We start from the raw sequence: 18,190 nt of genomic DNA, 5'->3' as shown, positions 1-18,190 counted from the left end.
AGGGCGGCGCAACTACCAGTTCTTCTCGCGCGAGATGAACATCCGCGCGGTGGAGCGGCACGATCTGGAGAACGCGCTGCGGCTTGCGCTCAACCGGGACGAGTTCGTGCTGCACTACCAGCCGCAGATCGACATCGCCACCGGCCGGATCGCGGGTGTGGAAGCCCTGCTGCGCTGGAAGCATCCGGTCAAGGGCCTCGTCGCACCGGCCACGTTCATCGAAGTGGCGGAGGAGACCGGCCTCATCGAGCCCATCGGGGCCTGGGCCCTGCGCGCCGCCTGCGAACAGAACAAGGCGTGGCAGGACGCCGGTTATCCCGCCCTGCGGGTGGCCGTCAACGTCTCTGCCCGCCAGTTCCACCAGCCCAACGAGTTCGCGCGTGCCGTGCAGCGCATCCTCGCGCACCGGGCTCGATCCGATGTGGCTGGAGCTCGAGATGACCGAGTCCGTGCTGTGGCAGTCGGCGGACGAGAGCATCCAGGCGTTCCGCAAGCTGGGGAAGCTAGGCACGCGCCTGGCGGTGGACGACTTCGGCACGGGGTACTCCTCGCTCGCGACACTCAAGCAGTTGCCCATCGACACGCTCAAGATCGACCGTTCCTTCGTGCGCGATGTCGACTCCGACAAGGGCAGCGACGTCATCGTGGCCACCATCGTGGGGATGGCCCACAGCCTCAACCTCCGCGTCACTGCGGAAGGGGTCGAGAATCTCGCGCAGCTGTCTACCCTCAAGCGTCTGGGCTGCGACGAGTATCAGGGCTTTCTCTTCAGCAAGCCCGTACCGGCGGACGAGATCGCGCGTCGCTACCTCGCGCCGCGGCAGCTCAATTTCGGCGCGTGAGCCACCGCACGCAGACGCTGCGCCGGTTCGAAGCCGGCGCGCAGTGGGATGTCGTCGTGATCGGCGGAGGCGCCACGGGCCTGGGCATCGCGCTGGATGCCGCGCAACGGGGATTCTCCGTGGCACTGGTCGAAGCACGCGACTTCGCGGCCGGCACGTCCTCGCGAGCCACCAAGCTGCTGCACGGCGGGGTCCGCTACCTTGCCCAGGGGAACCTGGCCCTCGTGCGCGAGGCGCTGCGCGAACGCACGGTCATCATGGGCAACGCGCCGCATCTTGCGCAGCCCCTGCCCTTCGTCCTGCCACTCTACGGATTGCGCGGCGCGCTGTTCGATCGCTGGTTCTACCGGGTCGGGCTGGGTCTCTACGACCGCCTGGCCGGAGAAGCCGCCATCCATCGGACCGACACGCTGGACGCCGCCGCGGCACGGTCCTGCATTCCCGCGCTGAAGACGGAGGGGCTCGCGGCTGCCGTGCGTTACTGGGATGGCCAGTTCGAGGATGCGCGCCTGGCGCTTGCCCTGGCCCGCACGGCGATGAGCCAAGGTGCGGCGGCCCTCAATCACTGCCGGGCGGTGGAACTCCTGCGGGAGGGCGGCCGCATCGCAGGCATCGTGGCGGAGGATGCCGAAACGAGCCGCCGTCTTCGCCTGCAAAGCCGCTGCGTGATCAACGCCACGGGGGTCTGGGTGGATGCGATCCGGCATCTGGACGCCTCGAACGAAACGGATCTGGTGGTCCCCAGCCGCGGCACGCATCTTGTCGTCGACCGATCATTTCTTCAGGGCGATCACGCCGTGCTGCTGCCGCGCACCGCGGACGGCCGCGTGCTCTTCGCGATTCCCTGGCTGGGAAGCGTGCTGCTCGGGACGACCGACGTGGCTGCGTCCTCCGCACCCCAGGAGCCGGAGGCAGACTCCGCCGAAGTCGACTTCGTTCTCCGCGAGGCCGCATCCGTCCTGGCACGACCGCCGCAGCGCCACGACGTGCGCTCCGTGTGGTCGGGGCTGCGCCCCCTAGTGAAGCCCGCCGCGACGTCCGGCGCCGCGACAAAGTCCGTGTCGCGCGAGCACCTCGTGCACGTGGACCGCTCCGGTCTCGTCAGCGTCACGGGCGGAAAATGGACGACCTATCGCTCGATGGCGGAAGACGTGCTGCAGCGATGCACCGATGCCGGGCTTCTCGCCTCGCGCCCCGCAGGCGGGACGGCAGCCCTTCGCTTGCACGGCTGGATCGAGCGGTCGGGTTCGATCACCGAAGCACCCGGTCTGCACCTGTACGGCGCCGATGCACCGCGTGTAGCCGCACTGCCCGGATCGAAGTCCGAACTCGCCCCGGGGCTGACCGAGGCCATGGTGCGCTTCGCTGCGCGTGAGGAGCACGCGCGCTCCGTGGAAGACGTGCTCGCGAGACGATCGCGGCTGCTGTTCCTGGACGCTTCCCGTGCAGCAAGTCTCGCACCGCGCGTTGCGGAGATCCTCGAGGAAGAACTCGGGCCGGCCTTCGACGCGCAGGCGTCGTGCCGTGCGTTCGTGGAACTGGCGGCGCGGTACGCGTGCGTTCCCCGAATCGGCGCTACCGCGTCAGATCCTTCATCGCCCGGTCGAGCCCTTCCAGCGTGAGGGGGAACATCCGCTCGCCCATCAACTGGCGCGTGAGCTTGATCGAGTCGTAGTAGTCCCAGCGGTCTTCCGGCTGCGGATTCAGCCAGACGGTCTTGGGATAGACGTCCAGCACCCGCTGCAGCCACACCGCTCCCGCTTCCTCGTTGTGGTGCTCGATGGATCCGCCCGGATAGGCGATCTCGTACGGGCTCATGGTGGCATCGCCGACGAAGATCACCTTGTAGTCGTGCGCGTAGGTATGCAGCAGCCGCAGCATGGGAAAGCGCTCGCTGTTGCGGCGCCGGTTGTCCTTCCACACGCTCTCGTAGACGAAATTGTGGAAGTAGAAGTACTCCATGTGCTTGAACTCGGTGCGCGCCGCGGAGAAGAGCTCCTCGCACACCTTCACGTGATCGTCCATGGAGCCGCCCACGTCCAGGAACAGCAGCACCTTCACCGCGTTGTGGCGCTCGGGCACCATCTTGATGTCGAGCCAGCCCGCGTTGCGGGCGGTGGAGCGCACCGTGTCGTCGAGATCCAGTTCGTCGGCCGCCCCTTCCCGCGCGAATCGCCGCAGCCGCTTCAGCGCCACCTTGATGTTGCGTGTGCCCAGCTCCACGGTGTCGTCGAGGTTGCGGTACTGCCGCTCGTCCCACACCTTCACGGCGCGGCGGTTGCGCGATCCGTCCTGGCCGATGCGCACGCCCTCCGGGTTGTAGCCGTAGGCGCCGAACGGCGAGGTACCGGCCGTGCCGATCCACTTGGAACCGCCCTGGTGACGGCCCTCCTGCTCCTCGAGGCGCTTGCGCAGCGTCTCCATGAGCTTTTCCCATCCGCCCAGGGATTCGATGGCCGCCTTGTCCTCGTCCGACAGGAGCAGTTCCGCCTGCTTGCGCAGCCATTCCTCCGGCAGCACGGCCAGCATCCCGTCGGGGATCTGCGCGATACCCTTGAAGTACTCGGCGAACACCCGGTCGAACTTGTCGTAGTTGGATTCGTCCTTCACGAGGCAGGCCCGGGCGAGGTAGTAGAACCCCTCCACGTTGTAGCCCGGCAGTTCCGCCTGGATGCCGGCCATGAGGGTGAGGTATTCCTTCACCGACACCGGCAACCCGCCTTCCTTCAGCTTGATGAAGAAATCGATGAGCATGGCCCGCTCGCGGAACGACGGCTCAGCGCGAACGCCGCGCCATGAACACCAGGCGCTCGAACAGGTGGACATCCTGCTCGTTCTTGAGCAGCGCCCCGTGCAACGGCGGAATGATCTTGCCCTGGTCCTGGCTGTGCAGTGCCTCGGCGGGAATGTCCTCGGCAACGAGCAGCTTCAGCCAGTCCAGCAGTTCGGAGGTCGAGGGCTTCTTCTTCAAGCCCGGCACGTCGCGGATCTCGAAGAAGACGGTGAGCGCCTTTTCCAGCAGCGTGCGCTTGAGACCGGGATAGTGGACCTCGACGATGCGCTCCATCGTCTCGCGGTCGGGAAAGCGGATGTAGTGGAAGAAGCAGCGGCGCAGGAAGGCATCCGGCAGCTCCTTTTCGTTGTTGGAGGTGATGATGATGGCCGGCCGATGCCGCGCCTTCACGAGCTGCTGCGTCTCGTAGACGTAGAACTCCATGCGGTCCAGTTCGCGCAGCAGATCGTTGGGGAACTCGATGTCGGCCTTGTCGATCTCGTCGATCAGCAGCACCGCCGGGGTATCCGCATCGAAGGCTTCCCAGACCGGGCCGCGCTTGATGAAGTTGGCGATGTCGTGCACACGCGTCTCGCAGAGCTGCGAATCGCGCAGGCGCGACACCGCGTCGTACTCGTACAGCCCTTGCTGCGCCTTGGCCGTGGACTTGACGTGCCACTGGAGCAGCGGGCGTCCCAGCGCGCTTGCGACTTCCAGCGCCAACATCGTCTTGCCGGTCCCGGGCTCGCCCTTGACGAGCAGCGGGCGTTCGAGGGTGATGGCCGCGTTGACGGCCATCATGAGATCGTCGGTGGCGACGTAGGATTCGGTGCCGGTGAAGCGCATGGGAGAAGGGGAGCGGGTGGCAGACAGCCCAAGGGTACAACATGTGGGCTCCGGCACCGTCGGACCCCTGCCCCTGGCGGGACCCTCGCGTGGATGGCCGCGCGCACCTGGCGGTTGGGACGGGACGGACCGGGATGCCTGGATCCGTCCCCGGCTTTTCGCTACCTCACAGCGGTCGTTGCCGACGACGCGTCACCCGTCTTCCGGGTCGCAAGCGACCGCGCCACATCCACCATGCGCAGGAATTCGCCGCGATACCCGAAGCGATCCTCACCCACTCCACCCCCGGCCAGTGCCCGGGCGTCGGCAAGGCTCCAGGTTCCCGTGTAACGGCCACCGCGCAACAGTTGGCCGAAACCCGCGACCGCCATCGCGAAGCGGAACTCGCCGCTCGCCTGTGCCACGGCACGAACGGAAGCGCGCGATACCGTGAGTTCCAGCTTCTTGCTGGTCGACGCCTCCGGTTCCTTGTACCGCAGCTTCACGTGCGCGAGTTCGTCGGCCTGGCCGGCAGCGGGCGCCGCGTCGCGAGGGCCATAGCGCTTCTCGTCGATGAGGCCCTGGCCCCCGGCGAGCGTGAGTTCGTACAGTGCCGTGACGGTGTGCCCCGCGCCGATGTCGCCTGCATCCACGCGGTCGTTGTTGAAATCCTCGCGCTGCAGCGCCCGGTTCTCGTACCCGATCAGACGGTACTCCTGTACCGTGGCCGGGTTGAACTCGATCTGCACCTTGACGTCGCGCGCGATGGTGGCGAGCGTGGAGGTCATCTCGTTGACGAGCACCTTGTGCCCTTCCATCAGGTTGTCGACGTAGGAGTACGCGCCGTCGCCCGCATCCGCCAGCTGCTCCATCAGCTGCTCGTTGTAGTTGCCCGTCCCGAAGCCGAGCGTCGTCAGCGCCACACCCGACTTGCGCTTTTCCTCCACCATCGCCTTCAACTGCCGGAAGTCCGTGACACCCACGTTGAAGTCGCCATCGGTGGCCAGCAGGATGCGGTTGATGCCGCCGGGAATGAAGGCCTGCTGTGCGGCCTTGTACGCAAGGTCGATGCCGCTGGCGCCCGCCGTGCTTCCTCCGGCCGTCAGCGCATCGATGGCGGCCGCGATGCGTGCGCGCTCGCTGCCGGGCGTGGGCGGGAGAACGACGGCGGTCTGGCCCGCGTAGGTGACGAGCGTGATGCGGTCGCGGTCTCAGGGTTGTCGTTCAACGATTGATAACGCTCGGAATTCGTCGACCTCCGGGTAGGCCGCCTCGGCGGGTGCCGAGTGGACGATGGACGCCGCCTTTTCGCGCTTGCCGACGTCGGCGTGGCCGGCCTGGAACTGCCGCACGGCCGCCAGCGTGCCGGCCGTGGCGTGCGGATCGAGGAGCCGCCCGCTCTCCGCCTCTCGAGCGGGTGCAGGTGGCGATACAGGTGAGGCCTCGGACAACGGACGATTCGCGCCAACGGATTCCGCGGGCAGGATCGCCGGAAACGGTGCCTCGACGTCAGGCTTGCCCGACGATGGGCCTGGGGGGGTTTCGCCCGCTTTTCCTGAGGAACTCTGGCGCAGGCGGCCAGAAGAAGGGTCAGAACCACCGCCGCGGCGGTGCAGGAAACGATGCATGTCGATTCTCCTGTTCGGTGACGGAAAGTGCTTGCCCGGTCACTGAAACGGAGGAGAAACGGAATTGGGGTTACTGCACCAGAACGAGCATGGGTGCAGCGACCAGTCCGACCTCGTCCAGTTCGCGGCTTCGAAAGGCGAATTGAGAACCCAGGTTCGCCTCGGTCCTTTTCCACGCCGAGGTTGCCCGCGAATGCCACTTCGCGAGGTTTGATGGGCTACGGATCGATCGATGACTTCGGCACAGGCCATCACCGACGATTGGCCATCCATTGCGCCAGTCGCGCCTTGGAAGGCGCCTCGTTGGAGAGTGATGTCGACAGCGCTCGAGCGGCGCTCAGGGCACTCGTGTGTTGCGGACCGTGCCTCAGCAACGACAAGCGAATCGCGAGAGCGGCGGTGACCTGGGCGGCAATGTTCCAGCGGTAGTCACCGATCCTGTTCAAACAATTGGCCAGGGAGATCATGGCCTCGTAGTCTTTGTCGACTTCGACCGATTGTTCCCACGATTGCTTCTGGCGCAAGAAGCACTGTCCGCCCGGTCCGAAGGTCACTTCATGTCCGACCAAGGGATGGTCGCACTCGGCAGCCTGCGCCAGGTATTGGCGTTCCGCCTCGGTAAGCGGTTTGTCCGGGCCGAAACGCTGGAGCAGGAAAGACAGGTCCGCTGGATCGGGTGCACTCATGGCGCGATGTCCTGAAGACTATGTACAGGAAATGAACTGCGTTCACGATCCTGGAGCCGCCCCGGCGCGCGCTGGAAACGCCTGGGCGAGGCAGATCGCCGTCCAGCAGTCTTGACCTCCAGCGTCGCTCATGCAACCTGCCCGGGGCGCGGTGACCACTGACATGAAGCACCGTGCCGGAATCCCGCGATATCCCACCGGAGTTCATGGCGGCCTTCGCGTTGCCCAAGTCAGGTTCTTTCAAAGTTGTAAGTCATTTGTGCGGAGACGCCGGGCACACTGTCGCCCATCGACGGGAGAGTCGCCTGCCATGGCCACAAGCCGTTTCGCCAAGTTGACCTGTCCTCGCTCGGACGGGCTGCTGCGTCGCACGAGGCTGTTCGATCTGCTCGATCAGGCGGGTACGAAGCCCGTGATGTGGCTCTCGGCTCCGCCGGGGGCGGGGAAGACTTCCCTTGTCGCGAGCTGGCTCGAAGAGCGGCGTCATTCCGCGCTCTGGTACCAGCTCGACAAACGATGCCGATCCGGCGACGTTCTTCCACTACCTGCGAGAGGCGGCTGGCGACCGCAATCCGGGGCGAGCGAGACTCTTGCCGGCATTTCGGGCCGAGCACCTGACCGATCTCTCCGCGTTCGCCCGGTTGTTCTTCAGGGGTGTCTTCGCGCGGCTGCGGAGGGGCCTGCTGGTGCTCGACAACTTCCAGGACCTGCCAGAAACCTCGGCCCTGCTCACGGCGCTTGCCGCGGGTTTCGACGAGATACCGGATGGCATTCAAGTTCTTGCCGTGAGCCGCGGGTCGCTCCCGGCGGTCTTCTCGCGCCTGCGAGCCAGCCAGCGCATCGCGTTCTTCGGCTGGGAAGAGATCCGCCTTACGGTGAGCGAGACCGCTGCTATCGCGACCCTGGGCGAAACGCCTGGCAGGACTACGTTCTCCGAGGCTCTCTTGGCGGAATCTATGAACAGACCGGCTGGACTGCAGGCCTTGCGCTCATGCTCGAAGCGTGTGCGGCAAACCGGACGCATCAGGCGTACCGGCGACATCGAGAATCTCGAGACGGTCTTCGACTACTTCGCTGCTCAGATCTTCGATGCCGCCCCGGCATCGCAGCGCGACATGCTGATCCGCATGTCCTACCTGCCCAACATGACGGCAGCCCTGGCCCAGGCCATCACGGGCGATGCCTCCGCCGGACCACTATTGGCTGCGCTCGCAAGACGCAATCTCTTCACCGATCGTCGCCTGGGGGAGGACACCAGCTACCAGTTCCATGCCTTGTTTCGCCTGTTTCTGCAGACACGGCCAGACATGATTTGGGTTATGCGGAACACGTGCGGCTAACGAACAGTGCTGCAGCCCTCCTCCAGACGACCGGACATTTCGAGGAAGCCTTCGCACTGTATGTCGACGCTGCCGAGTGGGAGCCCGCCATCCGCCTGATCCGCGATCGGGCCGGCCATCTTGTGCGCCAGGGACGGCGGCAGACTCTCCGACAGTGGATCCAGTCGCTGCCGATGGATCGCTTCGAGCACGATCCCTGGGTCGGGTACTGGTACGCCGTGGCCCACCTTGGGGTGGACTACCGTCTCGCTGCCCGGGCATTGGAGCGGACCTACGAAGGATTCGAAGCCGCCGGCGACTGGGCAGGCCAAGTACTGGTGGCGTGCCGGAAGATCGACATTTCGCACGCCGTTGTGCTCGTGGAGACAGACCAGAGGCTGTGGCTGAGCCGCCTGGAATCTCTCCTCGACATCCCGGAGCCGCCGAACGAAGAGGTGTATTGCGAAGGACGCGTGATGCTCCTTCAGGCCTGCTTCCGCCATCGGCCTTTCTCCCGGCAATGCAACGAGGCGGCCGAGCGGCTCGCCGCAGTACTCGATCGTTGTGACGACAACCTCTACGTGGCCGCGGCCGGTCGGCTCATGTGGTTCTGGCTCCACCACGCGGACCGCCGTCGAGTCCAGGCACTGTTTGACGAGAGTCGTGCCCGACTGACCTCCCCCGATGTACTCGAACCGACTGCGTTGTTCTGGCACCAGCCCGCCATTCAACACGCACTGGCCATGGGAGCATTCGATCTGGCGGCACGGCTTGCCGAGGAGACCCGGAATCTCGCAGACGACAGTGGGTGCGTACCCGACATTCTCGAGTTCGAACGCCTGACCTCGGCCATCTTGGCGGTAACACATGGGCCGGCTGAGGCTGACCGCTATCTCAGCGAACACGTGGTCCCACGTCTCGAATCCGCTGCATATTTCACCCGCCTCTATACAGGGCTGCTGAGGTCATTGTTCGCTTTGGGCGAGGGCCGCTACGAAGCGGCCCTCGCCCTCGGGCTCGAGGGTCTGGAACTCGCCCGTCGGGCCGGCCCCGCATCCATGGGATGCCGGTACTTGACGACCATGAGCGCAATCGCCTTCGCTGCCAACGGCCGGTTCGACGAAGCACGGGAGTACGCTCGCCGCCTCACCGACGACGCCGAGGAGGGTGGCGACGGGCACCTCATCGCCTGGCGAAGACAAGTGGACATCTACGCGGACTTGCTGGAGGGCCGATCGGCATCGGCGCTCCCCGCGATCCGCGAAACGCGCTGGCCTATTTGAGATCGACAGGGTACGTCCGGCTGTCGGCTCACTCCGCTCATGGTCGCGAGCGTCATCGTCTCGGCGGCCCTGGAGGCCGGCATCGAACCGGGGTTTTGCCGAGAGATCGTTCGCACGTGCCGCTACCGGCCACCCGCCGGAGCAGGGCCCTCCTGGCCGTGGCCCGTGCGCATGCGAGTGCTCGGTGGCTTCACCCTCGATGGGGACACTGTGCAGCGTCGCGGCGGTGGCCGCTCGGCGAGCCGCACGCTCGATCTCCTGAAGGCGCTGGTCGCGAGCGGCATTGATGCCGTGCCGTGCACCGAACTGGCGGATGCCGTCTGGCCCGATTCCGATGGCGCCGCGGCCCTTCGCGCCTTCGAGGTGACGCTCACCCGGCTGCGCAAGTTGCTCGGCCGTGACGACACCATCCGCGTGCGCGACGGACGAGCGAGTCTCGACGCGACTTGCTGCTGGGTTGACAGCCGGGCATTCGAGACCTTGGCCGAGCGGGCCGAGGGCACGTGCGACAACGATCCTGCGGCCGACGCGGCGATCGGAACAGCGCTGTCCCTCTACCGTGGCCATCTGCTGGCCGGAGAGACCGAATCGGCCGTGCTGCTCACCGCGCGCGAACGGCTGCGTGCGCGCTGGCTCGGCCTGGTGCGTCGCCGTGTGCGACGCGCCGCCGAGCGCGAAGCGTGGCGGGAGGTGAGCGATGCCTGCCGCGACGCGCTCACCATCGAACCCACGGCGGAGGACCTGCTCAGGCACCGGATCGCCAGCCTGGACCGGCTGGGCGAACGGGCCGAAGCCCTGGCGGCGTACCAGTCGGGCACCGAGCAACTGCGGTTGCGACTCGGGGCCGCGCCGGCCGCGGAAACCGATGCGCTGCACCAGTCGATTCTCGGGGGGTGATGCGATGCGGTCCTACGCGCTGCGACGTCTGATCGCCCTGGTGCCGACACTGCTCATCGCGAGCTTCATCGTGTTCGTCACGGTCCGTCTGGTGCCCGGCGACGTCCTGGATCTCATGCTGAGCCAGAACGACGTCAGCGCCGGCAAGGCGACTCGGGAGGCGCTTGCCCACGAGCTGGGCCTGGACCGGCCACTCGGCGAGCAGTACGTGCGCTGGCTGGGCGGTATCGTGCTGTCCGGCGACTTCGGCCGCTCGCTGTGGCAGGGCACTCCCGTGGCGCAACAACTGCTCGACCGTCTGCCGGTCACCCTCGAACTCGGCGCGCTGGCCCTCGTGTTCGCGCTGGCGCTGGCGCTGCCGATCGGCATCTACTCGGCCCTGCGCCAGGACACACCGGGCGACTACGCGGCGCGCTCCTTCGCGATCCTGCTGCTGGCCGTTCCCGGGTTCTGGCTCGGGACAATGGTGATGGTGTTTCCCTCGATCTGGTGGGGCTGGGTGCCCGAGACGCGCTTCGTTGCCTTCACCGAGGACCCGCTGCACCACCTCTCCCAGATGCTCGTGCCCGCCGTGATTCTCGGTGCGTCGCTGTCGGCCATCCTCATGCGCATGACGCGCACGATGATGCTCGAAGTGCTGCGGCAGGACTACATCCGCACGGCCTGGGCGAAGGGCCTCGGGGAGCGGCGGGTGGTGTTCCGGCACGCGCTGCGCAACGCCCTGATTCCCGTCGTGACACTGATAGGATTGCAGGCGCCCCTGCTCTTCGGCGGTGCGGTGATCGTCGAGCAGATCTTCGTCATCCCCGGGATGGGGTTGCTGCTGCTCGACTCGGTCACGCAGCGGGACTATCCGGTGATCACCGGCGTGTTCCTCGTCGTCGGCGTGGTGGTGACGCTCGTCAACCTCCTGGTGGATCTGAGCTACGGCTGGCTCGATCCCAAGGTGCGGTACCGGTGATGCGCGCTGACGTCCCGCCCGTTGCCGTGCCCGTGCTCCGACGGGTGCGCCACGGCTTTCTTGCGCGGATGTTCCGCACCAAGCCGCTGGGCGCGCTCTGCGGCGTCGTCTTCCTGTCGGCGCTCGTGTGTGCGCTGTTCGCCGGCGCGCTCGCGCCGCACGGCGTGAACGAGATCGCCCCGCTGCACCGCCTGGAGCCGCCGTCCTGGGCGTTTCCGTTCGGCACCGACAATCTGGGCCGGGACCTGCTGTCCCGCGCTCTCCACGGCGCGCGCTCCTCGATGATCGTCGCCCTCGCGGCGGCAACGCTCGCGACGCTGGTGTCCGCCATCCTCGGGATCGTCAGCGGCTATGCGGGCGGCGCCGTGGACCTCGTGGTCCAGCGGGTGGTGGACGCCTGGATGACGTTCCCCGTGCTGATCGTGCTGATCGTCGTCGTGTCCGTGCTCGGCCCGGGCCTGCCGCAGATCATCGGCACGCTCGGCCTGCTGCTCGGCATCGGCGGCTCGCGCGTCGTGCGCGGCGCCGTGGTCTCGGTGCGGGAGCACACCTACGTGCTGGCGTCGCGGTCGATCGGGGCATCGGTTCTCCGCATCCTGTGGCGGCACATCCTGCCCAACGTGATGCCGCCGCTCATCGTGCTTTTCACCACGCGCCTGGGCACGGCCATCCTGGCCGAGTCTGGGCTGGCGTTCCTCGGTCTGGGGGTTCCCCCGCCGACACCCACCTGGGGCGGCATGCTGTCCGGCAGCGCTCGCACCTTCATGTTCCAGGCGCCTTGGCTCGTGCTGGTCCCCGGCGTCTGTCTCACCATCGTCGTGTACGCGGCCAACATGTTCGGCGACGCGCTGCGCGACGTCCTCGACTCCGCGCATGCGCGGAATGCCATGACTTCGCCCGCCCACTCAGGAGACCGAACGATGTCGCTCACCCTCCCGCCCGCGTTTCGCACCGCAGTGCTCGCCGCCGTGCTGGGGTCGTCCGGCGGCCCGGCCGTCGCGCAGATCGAGAAGCCGCAGTACGGTGGCACGCTGGAGGTCGGCACGCCCTACGTAGCCCTATCCACCTTGACCTGGGACGCTGCCGACTGGAACTGGAAGTTCCCGCACGACGCCGGGCAGATGTACGAGCAGCTCTTCGCGGCCGACCTCGACAAGTCGAAGCACAAGGGCGGGCGCTACCCGTTCATCGCCGACGGGTGGATTCCAGCGGATGCGGTGCGCGGCGAGCTCGCCGAGAGCTGGAAGCTGAAGGATAACCCGCTTCGTGTCGAGATCACGCTGCGCAAGGGTGTGATGTTCCCCGAGAAGCCCGGCGTGATGGCGACGCGCGAGCTGACCGCCGCCGATGTCGTCTATGCCTACGAGCGCTACGACCGCAGCCCGAAGAAGCTTCCGGGGTTCTACGAGCACATCGAGAAGGTGGAGGCGGCGGACCGGTACAGGGTGATCTTTCACTTCAAGCACTACCAGGCCGACTGGGACTACAAGCTTGGGTGGGGCGTGCAGTCGGCCATCGTGCCCAAGGAAGTGTTCGAGGCCGGGGCCGCGAACTGGAAGAATGCGAACGGCACCGGCCCGTTCGCGCTGGCCGATGTCGTGCCGGGCACCTCGAACACCTACGCTCGCAATCCGGCCTACTGGGACAAGGAGCGCCTCGGGGGGCAGCTCTACCGGATTCCCTTCGTCGACAAGGTGGTGACCCGCACCATCAAGGACGAAGCCACGCAGCACGCCATGCTCCGCGCCGGCAAGCTTGACCTGCTCCAGGTCATTCGATGGAACGCCGCGGACGAACTGAAGAAGACCGTCCCGGCCCTGAAGTGGTCGCGCTACCTGGCCACGAACGGCACCTTTCTCGCGATGCGCGTGGACCGCAAACCCTTCGACGACATCCGCGTGCGCCGTGCCCTGAATTTCGCGGTGAACAAGCAGGAGATCATCTCTGCCTACTACGGCGGAAATGCGGAGCTGTTCGCGTATCCCATGTCTTCGGACTATCTCGGCTACTACGAACCGCTGTCCGCGATGCCCGACCCGGTCAAGGAACTGTTCGGCTACAACCCGCAGAAGGCGAAGAAGCTGCTGTCAGAGGCCGGCTATCCGAACGGGTTCGCGTTCAAGGTGCAAGTCTGCTCCTGCTCGCCCGATCACCTGGACCTGCTGCCCCTCGTGGCTGCGTATCTCGAGCAGGTGGGCGTGAAGGTGGAGATCCAGCCGATGGAGTACGGCGCTTTCCTTTCGGCCATGACGACGAAGACGCACGCGTCCGGTTACTTCATGGTGAGCGGTCGCGTGAATCCCATTTCCACGCTGCGCAAGAGCTTCGTCTCCGGCCAGACCTGGAACCCCTCGATGTGGTCGGACCCCGCGTTCGACCGGGGCATCGACGCCGTCCACCGCGAGCGCGACGAGGAGAAGCGGCAGGAGATGCTGAAGGCGCTCAACCGGGACATTCTCGCCAAGGCACCCTACCTCTGGCTCCCCACGCCCTACCTCTACAGCGCGTGGTGGCCCTGGGTGAAGAACTACGGCGGCGAACTGCGGGCGGCCGCCTATCGCCCGGCACCGATCTACGCCCGGATCTGGATCGACCAGGACCTGAAGAAGAAGATGGGGTTCTGAGGCCGGTCGCGATGCCTGCCGAGTCTCCTCTTCTCAGCGTGCGGGGCCTGTCCACGCATTTCCGCACGGACCGCGGTGTGGTGCGTGCCGTGGACGACGTCTCGTTCGACCTGGCGGCGGGCGAAACGCTCGCGCTCGTGGGGGAGTCGGGGTCGGGCAAGAGCGCCACCGCGCTGTCGCTGCTGCGGCTCGTGCCGAAGCCCGCCGGGCGAATCGTCGCGGGCGAGATCCTGTTCGAGGGGCAGGATCTCCTCGCGCTCGACGAGCGCGCCATGCGCGGCGTGCGCGGCAACCGCATCGCGATGGTGTTCCAGGAACCGATGACCTCGCTCAACCCGGCACTCACTGTCGGCCTCCAGGTGGCGGAGCCCGCCCGCGAGCACCGAGCCATGACATGGACCGGTGCGCTGGACGTCGCGCGGGGCCTGCTGGAGCGCGTGCGCATCCCCGAAGCGGGCGGGCGAATGCGGGCCTATCCGCACCAGTTCTCGGGCGGTATGCGCCAGCGCGCGATGATCGCGATGGCGCTGGCGTGCCGGCCTCGGCTGATCGTTGCCGACGAACCGACGACAGCCCTGGACGTGACCGTCCAGGCCCAGGTGCTCGACCTCTTGAAACAACTCATCACGGAGACCGGGGCCGCGCTCTTGCTCATCACCCACGATCTCGGACTCGTTGCCCGCTACGCTGATCGGGTCGCGGTGATGTACGCAGGGCGAGTCGTCGAGACTGCACGCGTGGATGCGTTGCTCTCCGACGCGCGCCACCCCTATTCCCGCGCTCTGCTTGCGTGTGCCCCGAGCCTTGCCCTCGACCGTGGGCGGCGTCTCGAACCCGTCGAGGGACAGCCGCCTGACCTCGCCGCCTTGCCTCCAGGCTGCGCATTCGCGCCGCGTTGCGCCCATGCCCTGTCCCACTGCCATGCTTCGCAGCCCGCGCCGAAAGCGGCGACTCCGGATCACTTCTTCGCATGCGTTCTATGAACGGATCGACCAGCGGCCTTCCGCTGCTGTCAGTCGAGGAACTCGTCGTGACCTACCCGCCGGCGGGCAGGTGGCGAAAGCCGCCCGTGCGGGCTGTCGACCGCGTGTCCTTCGAGATCGGGCACGGGGAGATCCTCGGCCTCGTCGGCGAGAGCGGATGCGGCAAGTCGACGACGGCACTGGCGGTGCTCCGGCTTGTGGAGGCACTGTCCGGGAGGATCGTCTTCGATGGCGAGGAGATCACCCGGACAAGTTCGAGGCGCATGCGGCATGTGCGAAGGCGGCTGCAGGCCGTTTTCCAGGATCCGTTCGGGTCACTTGATCCGCGCATGACCGTGCGGGACATCGTGGCCGAACCGCTCGACGTGCACGGGATGGCGGGGGGGCGTGTCCAAAGGGCCGAGCGCGTGACCGAGCTCCTGGCGAAGGTGGGGCTCGCGGAGCACATGGCGGATCGCTATCCGCACGAGTTCTCGGGTGGACAGAGGCAGAGGATAGGTATTGCGCGCGCCATCGCCCTCGGGCCCGCGCTGGTGGTTTGCGATGAACCGGTGTCGGCGCTCGACGTGTCAGTGCAGGCACAGATCGTCAACCTGCTGCTCGACATTCGACAGAAGATGGGTGTGGCCTATCTGTTCATCTCCCACGATCTGGCAATCGTGCGACACCTCAGTGATCGCGTGGCGGTGATGCTGGGAGGTCGGATCATCGAGATCGGACCCGCCGAGGAGCTGTTCGCACATCCGTTGCACCCCTACACGAAGTCGCTGGTCGCTTTGGCGTTCGTGACGAATCGAGGCGCGGATGCGCGGGTCTTGTAGGAGTCGACATCCGACGTTGTCGCCGACACCCTCGCCAATTCGCCTTCCGCCTGTGTTTACTGCGCCCGTTGCCCGAAGGCGACGGAGGTCTGCCGCGCCTCCGCGCCGGCTCTCACGGTGGTGGGGCCGGGGCGGCGTGTGGCGTGTCACGCCGTGGCCTGACACCCACTGCCTCATACGGTGCGGCAGAGGGGGCCTGCGTGGACGGCAAGCGATCCGACCAAGGCGCGGCGTGCCGTCGAAACGGCGCTCGGTGTTCACTCCTTCCGGGTTCATGGTGGCCGTCGACTCAGCCTCGGGCAGCTCGGTGCCATGCCGACGTTCGCCGTAAGGGTTGATAGTCTTGACGAAGACAGGCTACCCGATGCGTCAGGCCTGAGCAGTGACAGGTCTCGACGTACTCGTCCCAACCCACGGTTGGGGAAGCAATGGAGTCGGGCGGCGCACGGCGTCAGTGCGTACCGCCCGGCTCCGTTCGGTCAGTCGGGAAGCTCGCTCACGACGACTACTTCAGTCGATACGACCCCGTGACGTACAGACAGCGCTGCAGCCGGCCCGACGCGCTGAAGAACATCGGGCCAGCCGGCCGATACTGTCCGCTGATGCGCGCGTCTTCGTACTTGCCGATGCCGGCCACGAACTCGAAGGTGCCCGTCATCTGGTTTGCCCTCGTCCCGAAATCGCATGACCCACTTGTCGCCGTCGGCGTCGGTCTGCTCGCACACGCCCAGCGCCAGGCCTTTGCCCGACTTCGCATCGAGGTAGTGGCGACACAGTAGGTGCTGTACTCGTCCAGCGGGCCGTGGCCACCGCCGGGCGCATGGGCCACGCTGTGCGACACGATGCCACCGAAGGTCACGCCCGTGGCACTCTCGGTGCGCGGGCCTTCGGCCACCATGCATTCGACGGTGTCGATGCCTCCTTCCTTCGGATATCCGGCTGCGAGCAACATCATGGGTGCAGTGCAGCACGTGGCGATGAGTGCGACGAGTAGCGGTCTTGCTTGAGTGTTGTCATGGCGTCAGGTCCTCTGCGAGCTGGGCGTCAGAGACGGAAAGGGGCCCTTGTGCCTCGGCTTCCCGCCGTGTGGCCTCGCGAACTCGGTCAGCGGACTTGTGCTGTGCGTTCATGCCGAGGCGCGGTGTCACCATAGGCGAAGGCCAACAACTTATTGCCAACCTATTGGGCCGACTTGCAGACAACTGCAAGGCCGCCCGCACTACGGGGGAGCCGGGGGTGGGCGGACAGCCGGCACCGACCCAGACACGAGGTCTTCCTCTTGGACGAAATGTTCGGAATGGCCGCAACCCGTCACGAGGCCAATTCCTTCCGAGACGCGCGCGGCTCAACTGCGGGTTCTACGGGGGGCTGATTGCCTGCCGTCGAGGGCAGAGGATTGCAAGGGCGCCAATCTCGGCCAGAGATACGCCTTCATTGACGACAAGTTGATGGGGGAGTTCGATGCGGGCGCCAACTGCTTCGATCCGGGTTTCCGAAATCGCTTCTGCCCGGAAGCCACTTGTCCGGAGTGAACTGCGCCAATGGCAGTAGCGCGGTTCAAAGAATCGCGCCAAAATCGCGCTACAGACACTTGCGAATCGCGCCATGCACTCCAACTCGTTCCCGGATGCTCTACTGCACGATCGCGCAGGGCACCACTCGGCGCCACGCTGGCCGAGATCCTGGTTGCGTTTCCGGCGCTGTCGCGGCGAACCGCTCAGAGACGGCTGTCCCTACTGGTCGAAAGCGGTCACATCGCCGCGGTTGGCAACGCGCGCGCAAGGCGCTATCTCCTCGCTCGACCGACGGCATCGCCAACTCGCGAAGCAGAGCCGCCGTTTCCGGCGCACATATCGCTTTCTGCGGACGGGCAGAACATCCTCGACTATGTGTCTCGTCCACTGTCGGCAAGAAAGCCTGTCGGCTACCAGCGCGAGTTCTTGGAATCGTACCGGCCCAACGTGTCTCGCTACCTGTCCCGGCCTTTGTGCGCGCGGCTTCGGCGGATCGGTTCGAGCGCGAATGTACGCCAGCCCGCCGGTACGTACAGCCGCGCGATCCTCGATCGACTCCTCATCGACTTGTCCTGGGCTTCGAGCCATCTCGAGGGGAACACGTATTCGCGGCTCGATACGCGCACGCTGATCGAAAAAGGCAGAGCTGCAACGGGCAAGGCGGCCATGGAGACGCAGATGATTCTGAATCACAAAGCCGCCATCGAGCTGTTGGTGGACAACGCCGCGTCGGTCGGCTTCGACCGCTTCACGCTGATGAATCTCCACGCGACCCTCGCCGAGAACCTGCTCCCGAACCCTGCTGACGAAGGCCGAGTACGGCAGCACGTAGTTGAGATTCATGGCAGCGTATTTCGGCCTTTGGGCGTGCCCCAGCAGGTGGACGAGGCCCTCGACGTGCTCTTGGACAAGGTCTCGAGGATTTCGGAGCCGTTCGAACAGTCCTTCTTCGCGATGGTCCATCTGCCTTACCTCCAGCCTTTTGCGGACATCAACAAGCGAACCTCGCGGCTGGCGGCGAACATCCCTTGTTT

The 18,190-nt window shown here is 66.2% G+C and carries 15 protein-coding genes and 1 pseudogene; 10 read left to right on the top strand and 6 right to left on the bottom strand.

Annotated features, from left to right (window positions below; genetic code table 11):
• Positions 1-34: 34 nt before the first annotated feature.
• On the top strand, positions 35-2,464 hold the full coding sequence (locus IPK20_21875; protein ID MBK8019071.1) for an FAD-dependent oxidoreductase: 2,430 nt from the start codon (positions 35-37) through the stop codon (positions 2,462-2,464).
• Here the strand turns inward: IPK20_21875 and IPK20_21870 are convergent.
• The 5 genes from IPK20_21870 to IPK20_21850 all read right to left on the bottom strand — a co-directional run bounded on the left by IPK20_21870 (position 2,418) and on the right by IPK20_21850 (position 6,754).
• Positions 2,418-3,596, bottom strand: a complete 1,179-nt coding sequence (locus tag IPK20_21870) for a VWA domain-containing protein (GenBank protein ID MBK8019070.1) — start codon at positions 3,594-3,596, stop codon at positions 2,418-2,420. The genes IPK20_21875 and IPK20_21870 overlap by 47 nt on opposite strands.
• A gap of 22 nt (positions 3,597-3,618) precedes the next feature.
• The gene (locus tag IPK20_21865; protein MBK8019069.1) at positions 3,619-4,488 is read right to left on the bottom strand and encodes a MoxR family ATPase; all 870 of its coding nucleotides are present in this window, start codon (positions 4,486-4,488) and stop codon (positions 3,619-3,621) included.
• Between the two features lie 134 nt (positions 4,489-4,622).
• On the bottom strand, positions 4,623-5,639 hold the full coding sequence (locus IPK20_21860) for a DUF3520 domain-containing protein (protein MBK8019068.1): 1,017 nt from the start codon (positions 5,637-5,639) through the stop codon (positions 4,623-4,625).
• 12 nt (positions 5,640-5,651) lie between these two features.
• The gene (locus IPK20_21855) at positions 5,652-6,068 is read right to left on the bottom strand and encodes a hypothetical protein (protein ID MBK8019067.1); all 417 of its coding nucleotides are present in this window, start codon (positions 6,066-6,068) and stop codon (positions 5,652-5,654) included.
• Positions 6,069-6,319: 251 nt separating this feature from the next.
• Positions 6,320-6,754 (bottom strand): hypothetical protein, encoded by a 435-nt coding sequence (locus IPK20_21850; GenBank protein MBK8019066.1) that lies wholly within the window; start codon positions 6,752-6,754, stop codon positions 6,320-6,322.
• Between the two features lie 590 nt (positions 6,755-7,344).
• Between IPK20_21850 and IPK20_21845 the strand changes: the two genes are divergently transcribed.
• The 8 genes and pseudogenes from IPK20_21845 (at position 7,345) to IPK20_21810 (ending at position 15,642) form a co-directional block, all read left to right on the top strand.
• Entirely contained in the window at positions 7,345-8,094 is a 750-nt protein-coding gene (locus tag IPK20_21845) for a hypothetical protein (GenBank protein MBK8019065.1), read from the top strand.
• Positions 8,085-9,356, top strand: a complete 1,272-nt coding sequence (locus tag IPK20_21840; protein ID MBK8019064.1) for a hypothetical protein — start codon at positions 8,085-8,087, stop codon at positions 9,354-9,356. The genes IPK20_21845 and IPK20_21840 overlap by 10 nt, the downstream gene beginning before the upstream one ends.
• A gap of 39 nt (positions 9,357-9,395) precedes the next feature.
• Complete coding sequence (locus IPK20_21835; GenBank protein MBK8019063.1) at positions 9,396-10,253, top strand: hypothetical protein; 858 nt, start codon at positions 9,396-9,398, stop codon at positions 10,251-10,253.
• Positions 10,254-10,257: 4 nt separating this feature from the next.
• On the top strand, positions 10,258-11,214 hold the full coding sequence (locus IPK20_21830) for an ABC transporter permease (protein MBK8019062.1): 957 nt from the start codon (positions 10,258-10,260) through the stop codon (positions 11,212-11,214).
• Positions 11,214-12,080 (top strand): annotated as a pseudogene (locus IPK20_21825) (ABC transporter permease). Before IPK20_21830 ends, IPK20_21825 begins: the two are co-directional and overlap by 1 nt.
• A gap of 54 nt (positions 12,081-12,134) precedes the next feature.
• The gene (locus IPK20_21820) at positions 12,135-13,838 is read left to right on the top strand and encodes an ABC transporter substrate-binding protein (GenBank protein MBK8019061.1); all 1,704 of its coding nucleotides are present in this window, start codon (positions 12,135-12,137) and stop codon (positions 13,836-13,838) included.
• An 11-nt stretch (positions 13,839-13,849) separates the two neighbouring features.
• Positions 13,850-14,821, top strand: a complete 972-nt coding sequence (locus IPK20_21815; GenBank protein ID MBK8019060.1) for an ABC transporter ATP-binding protein — start codon at positions 13,850-13,852, stop codon at positions 14,819-14,821.
• Positions 14,809-15,642 (top strand): ABC transporter ATP-binding protein, encoded by an 834-nt coding sequence (locus IPK20_21810; GenBank protein ID MBK8019059.1) that lies wholly within the window; start codon positions 14,809-14,811, stop codon positions 15,640-15,642. The genes IPK20_21815 and IPK20_21810 overlap by 13 nt, the downstream gene beginning before the upstream one ends.
• A 505-nt stretch (positions 15,643-16,147) precedes the next feature.
• On the opposite strand, the gene IPK20_21805 is transcribed toward IPK20_21810, so the two are convergent.
• Complete coding sequence (locus IPK20_21805) at positions 16,148-16,597, bottom strand: hypothetical protein (protein ID MBK8019058.1); 450 nt, start codon at positions 16,595-16,597, stop codon at positions 16,148-16,150.
• 586 nt (positions 16,598-17,183) lie between these two features.
• Between IPK20_21805 and IPK20_21800 the strand changes: the two genes are divergently transcribed.
• Positions 17,184-18,190, top strand: a 1,007-nt coding sequence (locus IPK20_21800) for a Fic family protein (protein ID MBK8019057.1), incomplete at its 3' end; no start/stop codon positions are given.

This window comes from Betaproteobacteria bacterium, from assembly GCA_016713305.1.
Taxonomy (GTDB): domain Bacteria; phylum Pseudomonadota; class Gammaproteobacteria; order Burkholderiales.
Note: the sequence above shows the minus strand (reverse complement) of the source record. Positions and strands in the feature narration are given on the sequence as shown.

Coding starts and splice junctions, on each gene's coding strand:
- IPK20_21855 (MBK8019067.1), bottom strand. CDS start 6,068: ATGCATCGTTTCCTGCACCGCCGCGGCGGTGGTTCTGACCCTTCTTCT.
- IPK20_21875 (MBK8019071.1), top strand. CDS start 35: ATGAACATCCGCGCGGTGGAGCGGCACGATCTGGAGAACGCGCTGCGG.
- IPK20_21815 (MBK8019060.1), top strand. CDS start 13,850: ATGCCTGCCGAGTCTCCTCTTCTCAGCGTGCGGGGCCTGTCCACGCAT.
- IPK20_21830 (MBK8019062.1), top strand. CDS start 10,258: ATGCGGTCCTACGCGCTGCGACGTCTGATCGCCCTGGTGCCGACACTG.
- IPK20_21850 (MBK8019066.1), bottom strand. CDS start 6,754: ATGAGTGCACCCGATCCAGCGGACCTGTCTTTCCTGCTCCAGCGTTTC.
- IPK20_21870 (MBK8019070.1), bottom strand. CDS start 3,596: ATGCTCATCGATTTCTTCATCAAGCTGAAGGAAGGCGGGTTGCCGGTG.
- IPK20_21810 (MBK8019059.1), top strand. CDS start 14,809: ATGCGTTCTATGAACGGATCGACCAGCGGCCTTCCGCTGCTGTCAGTC.
- IPK20_21805 (MBK8019058.1), bottom strand. CDS start 16,597: ATGATGTTGCTCGCAGCCGGATATCCGAAGGAAGGAGGCATCGACACC.
- IPK20_21835 (MBK8019063.1), top strand. CDS start 9,396: ATGGTCGCGAGCGTCATCGTCTCGGCGGCCCTGGAGGCCGGCATCGAA.
- IPK20_21820 (MBK8019061.1), top strand. CDS start 12,135: ATGTCGCTCACCCTCCCGCCCGCGTTTCGCACCGCAGTGCTCGCCGCC.